General features: G+C 74.1%; 7 protein-coding genes. 3 read left to right on the top strand and 4 right to left on the bottom strand.

The features are described from left to right. A partial coding sequence (locus tag L1885_RS20290; RefSeq protein ID WP_235798587.1) for an outer membrane protein assembly factor BamB family protein occupies nt 1-1,633 on the top strand: 1,633 nt, incomplete at its 5' end. Nucleotides 1,634-1,849: 216 nt separating this feature from the next. After that, on the top strand, nt 1,850-2,521 hold the full coding sequence (locus L1885_RS20295) for a helix-turn-helix transcriptional regulator (protein WP_235798592.1): 672 nt from the start codon (nt 1,850-1,852) through the stop codon (nt 2,519-2,521). A gap of 106 nt (nt 2,522-2,627) precedes the next feature. On the opposite strand, the gene galK is transcribed toward L1885_RS20295, so the two are convergent. From galK to L1885_RS20315, 4 genes are all read right to left on the bottom strand, one after another. Next, nucleotides 2,628-3,812: a galactokinase gene (galK, locus tag L1885_RS20300; protein ID WP_235798588.1), complete on the bottom strand. Its 1,185-nt coding sequence runs from the start codon at nt 3,810-3,812 to the stop codon at nt 2,628-2,630. Further along, nucleotides 3,809-4,771 carry a UDP-glucose 4-epimerase GalE gene (gene galE, locus L1885_RS20305; protein WP_235798589.1) on the bottom strand — a complete coding sequence of 321 codons (963 nt, stop codon included), beginning with the start codon at nt 4,769-4,771 and terminating at the stop codon, nt 3,809-3,811. The genes galK and galE overlap by 4 nt, the downstream gene beginning before the upstream one ends. After that, nucleotides 4,768-5,811, bottom strand: coding sequence for a galactose-1-phosphate uridylyltransferase (gene galT, locus L1885_RS20310; RefSeq protein WP_235798590.1), 1,044 nt, complete (start codon nt 5,809-5,811; stop codon nt 4,768-4,770). Before galT ends, galE begins: the two co-directional genes overlap by 4 nt. Before the next feature lie 366 nt (nt 5,812-6,177). Then, nucleotides 6,178-6,627: a GNAT family N-acetyltransferase gene (locus L1885_RS20315; protein WP_235798591.1), complete on the bottom strand. Its 450-nt coding sequence runs from the start codon at nt 6,625-6,627 to the stop codon at nt 6,178-6,180. Between the two features lie 252 nt (nt 6,628-6,879). Here L1885_RS20315 and L1885_RS20320 point away from each other — a divergent pair. Then, nucleotides 6,880-7,116, top strand: a 237-nt coding sequence (locus L1885_RS20320; protein ID WP_505016782.1) for a helix-turn-helix domain-containing protein, incomplete at its 3' end; no start/stop codon positions are given.

Genomic DNA, 7,116 nt, shown 5'->3' on the forward strand with positions numbered 1-7,116 from the left:
GCCCGCGTACGGCTTCCCGGCCCAGCCGCCGGCCTACGGCGCGCCGGTGCAGGGCACGCCGGCGCCGGCCGGCCCGGCCTACGGCTACCCGGCGCAGCCCGGCCCGGCCACGGCACCGCAGCAGGGCCAGATGCCCCCCGGGGGCTACGGATACCCGACGGCGCCCACCGCCCCCGTACCGGCGGGCGGCAGCGGCTCCGGCCTGACCCGGGTCGAGTGGCGCATGATCGTTTCGGCGGCCGTCGCCGTCGTGCTGATCCTGGGCGGCGGCATCTGGTACTCGCACAGCGGAGACGGACGGAGCACGCAGGCGGCCAAGGACGGCGGTCACACCGCGCACCCGTCGGCGAGCGGCACCACGTCCGCCCGCGAGAAGGCGCCCGCCGATCCGGACTCGAAGGTGTCCTTCCGCGTTCCGCTGCCGACCGCCACCGACCTGCACAGCGTCGGCGGATCCTGGCTCACCGGCAGCATCTACGCGAAGGCCGGCATCGCCAGGATCACCGGCTACGACCCGGCCACGGGCGCCGTGCGCTGGACCGTCCCCCTGCCGGGCGACGTGTGCGAGGCCAGCCCGCACGTCAGCGCCGACGGCAAGACCGCCGTGGTCTTCGACGCCGCGCCGCGCACGGAGACCACCGCGCCCGGAGCCTGCACCAAGATCGGCGTGATCGACCTGTCGGCGGGCCGGCTGCTGTGGAGCAAGACCGTCGACCACCCGGGCGGCGACGACGCCCTGCGCTTCGACGACGTCACCCAGACCGGCGACACCGTCGCCGCGGGCAGCACCAGCGGCGGCGCGGGCTTCGACCTGACCACCGGCGCGATCCGCTGGAAGCCGCAGCCGAGTTCGCTGAACGACTGCCACGACGCCGGCTACGCGGGCGGCACCATCCTCGTGGCGTCCCGCCAGTGCGGCTACGGCGACGAGTCACAGATCACCGTCGAGAAGATCGACCCCACGTCGGGCGCCACGCTGTCCTCGTACAAGATGCCGCCCGGCGTCGAGGACATCCACACCGTCTCGACCGACCCGCTGGTCGTCGCGGCCGACGTGGGCGACACCGGCTCCCAGGGCATCTCCGACTTCTTCTCCCTGGACGCCGCCACCGGCAAGCTCAAGGCGAAGATCTCGGCCGCGGCCAACACGTACGCGGCGCGCTGCACCGACGCGATGGAGAACTGCACCGACGTCCTCGTCGGCAACGGCAGGCTCTACCTGTCGACGCAGGAGCACGACGCCGGGGACGGCAAGGCACTCGACGAGACCAACGAGATCGTCTCGTTCGACCTGGCCACCGGCAAGGGCACCACGCAGCGCGCCGACGCCGGCGACGGCTGGACCGCCCGGCTCCTGCGCATGGACGGCCCCGACCTCATCGCGTACAAGACCGGCCCGTACGACAAGGGCGGCCAGGTCGTCTCCGTCGACGGGCAGACGTTCCGCCAGACGACGCTGATGCGCAACCCCTCGGACCGGTCCACCCGCGAGGACGAGGGCACCTTCGTCTCCAACGGCTCCGAGGTGCGCTTCGGTGACGGCCGGCTGTTCCTGTCGCAGATCTTCGTCGACAAGCCGAGCGACACCCTGGAGACCAAGAAGCCGCTGGTGCTGGCCTACTCGACGCACTGACCGGCGACCGGCCCGGGGCCCGCCCCCACGGAGCGGGCCCCGGGCCGGGCCGCCGCCCGCGGCCGCGGGCTCCCGGTGACACGGAGAACCGGCCCGAATTCCACAATCCGGGGGTCTTCTGGCCGGTAGGGGGCGCGCATCCTCGAACAAGCGTGTAGCTTGCCGGGTCTAGGTACCGGGGGCCCGAGCCGTTTCGGCCGGGATGGGGGGATGTCGATGGGCGTACGGCTCATGGTGATCGACGATCACCGGCTGCTGGCGGAAGCACTCGCCTCGGCGCTGAAGCTGCGCGGGCACCGCGTGCTCGCCTCCGCCGCGCCCACGGCCGGTGCCGCCGAGCTCGTCGTCAGCCGCGCGCCCGAGGTGTGCCTCATGGGGACGGCCGCGCCGGCCGAGCCGGGCGCGTTCGACCCGATCGTGCGGATCAAACGGGACCGCCCGCAGGTCGCGGTCGTCGTCCTCGGGCCGGTGCCCAGCCCGCGCGGCATCGCGGCGGCGTTCGCCGCGGGCGCGTCCGGGTACGTCCGCCACGACGAGCGCATCGAGGGCGTCGAGCGGGCCATGGTCAAGGCGCGCGCCGGCGAGACGGCGGTCGCGCCGGCGCTGCTGCAGGGCGCGTTCACGGAGCTCCTGCACCCGGCGGCGGAGCCCGACGACGAGGGCCGAAGACTCCTCGCGATGCTGACGCCCCGCGAGATCGAGGTGCTGGTCAGGGTCGCGGAGGGCGAGGACACCCGGGGGATCGCGGCGGGCATGGGCATCGCGCCGTCCACCGCTCGCACGCACGTGCAGCGGGTCCTGATGAAGCTGAACGTGGGATCGCGCCTGGAGGCCGCGGCCCTGGCGGCCCGCACCGGCCTGCTGGACCGCGCGGAACGCGGCGCGTAGACCGGGTCCTTGGGCCCGCCCGGCGGACGCCGCTGCCGGCCGCCGCCGGGCTCCGTCGGGAACGCGCCGGGGCGGGACCACCGCGGCCCCGCCCCAGCCCCCGCCACTACGCCACCCGGTGCGCGCCCTTCGAGGGCGTCGCCTCGAAGATCCGCGGCGCCGTGTGACCGGCCTCCGCGAACGCCGACTCGACGGCCTTCGTCACGCGCTCCACGTCCCCGCTCTCCACGAGCACGACCGCCGAGCCGCCGAAGCCGCCGCCCGTCATCCGCGCACCCAGCGCGCCCGCCGCGGCCGACGCCTCGACGGCCAGGTCCAGTTCCGCGCAGGACACCCGCAGGTCGTCGCGCAGGGACGCGTGCCCGGCCAGCAGGATCTCGCCCGTCGCGCGGGTCCCGCCCGCCTCCAGCAGCTCGATCACGCGCTCCACGCGCGCGTCCTCGCTCACGACGTGCCGCACGTAGCGCACCACGTTCTCCGGCTGCCCCGCCGCCTCGAGGCGCGCGAGCGCCGCGGGCAGCTCCGCGTACGGCACGTCCCGCAGGGCGCGCACGCCCAGGGCGCGCGCCCCCGCCTCGCACCCGGCGCGGCGCTCCGCGTACGCGCCGTCACCCAGCTCGTGCTTGACGCGGGTGTCGACCACCAGCAGCCGCAGTCCCTGCGCGGCCAGGTCGAACGGCACCTGGCGCTGCGTCAGGTCGCGCGTGTCGAGGTACAGCGCGTGGCCCTCCGTGCAGCAGGCCGACGCCATCTGGTCCATGACCCCGCAGGGCACTCCGACGAACTCGTTCTCCGCGCGCTGCGCGAGCACCGCCGCCCCGGCCGGGGACAGGCCCAGCCCGTACAGGTCGTCGAGCGCGGCGGCCGTCGCGACCTCCAGCGCCGCCGACGACGACAGGCCCGCGCCCGTCGGGACACTCGACGTCACATGGATGTCCGCGCCGCCGACCTCGTGACCCGCCTCGCGCAGCGCCCACACGACCCCGGCCGGATAGGCGGCCCAGCCCCCGGCCTCGGAGCGCGGGCGCAGGCCGGCGATCTCCAGCTGGACGATGCCCTGCCGGGTGTCGGCCGAGTGCAGCCGCAGCAGGCCGTCCGATCGGCGCGAGACCGCGACGACCGTCGTGTGCGGCAGCGCGAGCGGCATCACGAAGCCGTCGTTGAAGTCGGTGTACTCGCCTATCAGGTTGACCCGGCCCGGCGCGGCCCACACGCCCTCGGGCCGGGCGCCGTAGAGAGCGGCGAACCCGTCGGCCGTGGCCCCGGCCGCCCCGGCGGCTGTGTCGTTCACGCGTTCTCCCGTGCGAAGTTCCAGGCGTCCTCGACGATTCCGGCGAGGTCGGAGCGGCTCGGCGTCCAGCCCAGCCGCTCGCGGGCCGTGCGTGCCGACGCGACCAGCACGGCCGGATCGCCGTCCCGGCGGCCCGCGGTCACCTCGGGCACCGCGTGCCCGGTGACCTTGCGGACGGTGTCGATGACCTCGCGCACCGAGAAGCCGTTGCCGTTGCCGAGGTTGCAGATCAGGTGCTCGCCCGCGGTGGCGGCCTCCAGGGCCGCGAGGTGCGCCTCGGCCAGGTCGGCGACGTGGATGTAGTCGCGCACGCAGGTCCCGTCCGGCGTCGGGTAGTCGTCGCCGTACACCGAGATGGACTCCCGCCTGCCCAGGGCGACCTGGAGGACCAGCGGGACGAGGTGCGACTCGGGGTCGTGCCGCTCGCCCGCCGTGCCGTAGGCGCCCGCGACGTTGAAGTACCGCAGCGACACCGCCGCCAGGCCGTGCGCGGCGCACTCGCTCGCGATCATGTGGTCGACGGCGAGCTTCGTCGCGCCGTACGGGTTGGTGGGCGCCGTCGGGTCGCTCTCGGTGATGGGCGTGGAGACCGGCTCGCCGTACGTGGCGGCCGTGGAGGAGAAGACCAGCGTGCGCACCCCGGCGCCGCGCATGGCGGCCAGCAGCGCCATCGAGCCGCCGACGTTGTTCTCCCAGTACTTCTCCGGCTTGACGACGGACTCGCCCACCTGCGAGGACGCGGCGAAGTGGAGCACCGCGTCGTACGAGCCGTCGAGCCAGCGGGCGGCGTCCTGCACGCGCCCCTCGACGAACGCGGCACCCTCGGGCACGCCCTCGCGGAAGCCGGTGGAGAGGTCGTCGAGGACGGTCACCTCGTGGCCGGCCTGAAGCAGGTGCGTGGCCACGACGCTGCCGACATAGCCCGCGCCACCCGTGACCAGGTACTTCCCTTTACTCACTCGCTCGCTACCTCTCGCAGTCGCGCCGCCGCCGCCTCGGGCGGAACGTCGTTGATGAACACGCTCATGCCGGACTCCGAGCCGGCGAGGTACTTCAGCTTGCCCGACGTGCGGCGGATGGTGAACAGCTCCAGGTGCAGCGCGTACTCCTCCCGGCCCAACGCCCGCAGCGGCGCCTGGTGCCACGCCGAGATGTACGGGGTGCGGGGCTGGTCCGGGCCGAAGATCCGGTCGAAGCGGCGCAGCAGCTCCAGGTAGACGCGCGGGAACTCGGCGCGCGCGCCGTCGTCCAGGCCCCGCAGGTCGGCGACGCGGCGCCTGGGGTGGAGGTGCACCTCGTAGGGCCAGTGCGCCGCGTACGGCACGAACGCCGTCCAGTGCTCGGTCTCCAGCACGATCCGCTCGCCGTCGGCGCGCTCGCGGGCGACGACGTCCTCGAAGAGGTTGCGGCCGGTCGAGGCCCGGTGCTCGGCGGCCGAGCGCAGCATGAGCGCCGTGCGGGGCGTGACGAACGGGTACGCGTAGATCTGCCCGTGGGGGTGGGCGAGGGTGACGCCGATCTCCTCGCCGCGGTTCTCGAACGGGAAGACCTGTTCGACCTGCGGGAGTTCGGCGAGCTCGGCCGTCCGGTCCGTCCACACGTCGAGGACGAGCCCGGCCTGCTCCTCGTCGAGGTCGGCGAACGAGGCGTCGTGGTCGGAGGTGAAGCAGACGACCTCGCAGCGGCCGGAGTCGCCGGACAGGGAGGGGAACCGGTTCTCGAACACGACGACGTCGTAGTCGGCGTCCGGGATCTCGGTGTGCCGGCCGTCGCGGGACGGGTCGAGCGGGCACTCGTCGGCGGGCGGGTGGTAGGTGCGTTCCTGGCGGTGCGAGGCGATGGCGACGGCGTCCCCGAGGAGCGGATCGTGCCGCACTTCGGAGGAGGTGGCGACCCGGCCGAGCGGCCGCGCGTCGACGGCATCGCGCACGACGTCGTCGCGGCGGTCGTAGTAGATCAGCTCACGGCCGTCGGCGAGCGTGGTCACCGTCTTCTTCATGGTCTCTCCTGTCGGCGCGGGCGCCGGCCTGATGCGCAACACATACAAACATAATCGCACATATAGAAACCATGGTGGGAGTCCATAGTCAAGGGATGGCCCAGGAACCGCCCCGAAATCCGCTCACGATCCAACAAAGTGCGTCACGGGGTGACGCGGCCGGGACGCCCGGGAACGGCGGGGCGAACCGCCGGTGAAGCGCCACCGGACGCCCGGCGGTGCCTTGTTGACGTCCCGCCGGCGGCCGGACGGCCCTGTGTTCCGGCGCGGGTGGTCCGTTCCGGCCTCGTCGGGGCCCGGCGGGCGGCGGTACGGCCCGGCCCCGGCGGCACGGGCCCGGCGGCACGGGCCCGGGCACGGGCAGCCTCAGGCGGTGAGCCGTTTCACCAGCGTGTACTCGGTGACGCCCGGCGGGTAGTCCTCGATCTCCCCCGCCACCTCGTAGCCCTGCTTGACGTAGAAGCCCGGCGCCTGGAAGTCCCACGTCTCCAAACGGCAGCGCGCGCACCCGCGTTCCTCCCGCGCGGCGCGTTCCGCTTCCGCCAGCAGCCGGGCGCCGAGCCGGCCGCCGCGGTGGCGCCCCTCCACCCACAGCAGGTCCACGTGCAGCCAGCGTGCCCAGGTCCGGCCCGTCAGGCCCCCGGCCAGCGCTCCCGTGCCGTCCTCCACCAGCCATATGTGCAAGGGGACTTCGTCCTCCAGCGGAGTGCCCCGCAGCGCCCGCAGTGTCGGGGAGCGCCGGGTGTTCGTCTCGCGCAGGCGCTGCTCGAGCAGCACGTGCCGCTCCTTGTCGATCCCTGTCTCCATGCGGAACATGCGCCCCACAGTAAGCACAGGAGTCGGCCAGTTCTGCGTTTTCCCTTCCGCTTGCGGCCCCCGCCCGTACCCTGATCCTCAGCGCCGGTGGGGGCCGGTGCTGAACAGGGGTGAAGTCGGTCGGGCGCGACGCCCGGGGCGGGGTCGGCGGTCTTCTCGGACGGCGGCGGCCGCGCCGGGGACCGTCCGATCCCGATGCCGGGCCTCGCGTCGCCGTTCGGCTTCGCTCCCCGCCTTATGGGGGTGTCCTACATGGTACGAATCCGGGTTCTGGTGGTCGACGACCACAGGATCTTTGCCGAGTCGCTCGCCGCCGCGCTGGCGGCCGAGCCCGATGTGGAGGTGGCGGCGGCGGGCAGTGGCCCGGCCGCGCTGCGCTGCCTGGAGCGGGCCGCGGCCGAGGGCCGCCGCTTCGACGTGATGCTGGTCGACGCCGACCTCGGCACGACGGCCGCAGGTCCCGGCCGCACGGTGCCGGGCGCCGCGCAG

Source organism: Streptomyces fuscigenes, from assembly GCF_021556455.1.
GTDB classification, from domain to species: domain Bacteria; phylum Actinomycetota; class Actinomycetes; order Streptomycetales; family Streptomycetaceae; genus Streptomyces; species Streptomyces fuscigenes.

Coding starts and splice junctions, on each gene's coding strand:
- L1885_RS20315 (WP_235798591.1), bottom strand. CDS start 6,627: ATGTTCCGCATGGAGACAGGGATCGACAAGGAGCGGCACGTGCTGCTC.
- galT (WP_235798590.1), bottom strand. CDS start 5,811: ATGAAGAAGACGGTGACCACGCTCGCCGACGGCCGTGAGCTGATCTAC.
- L1885_RS20295 (WP_235798592.1), top strand. CDS start 1,850: ATGGGCGTACGGCTCATGGTGATCGACGATCACCGGCTGCTGGCGGAA.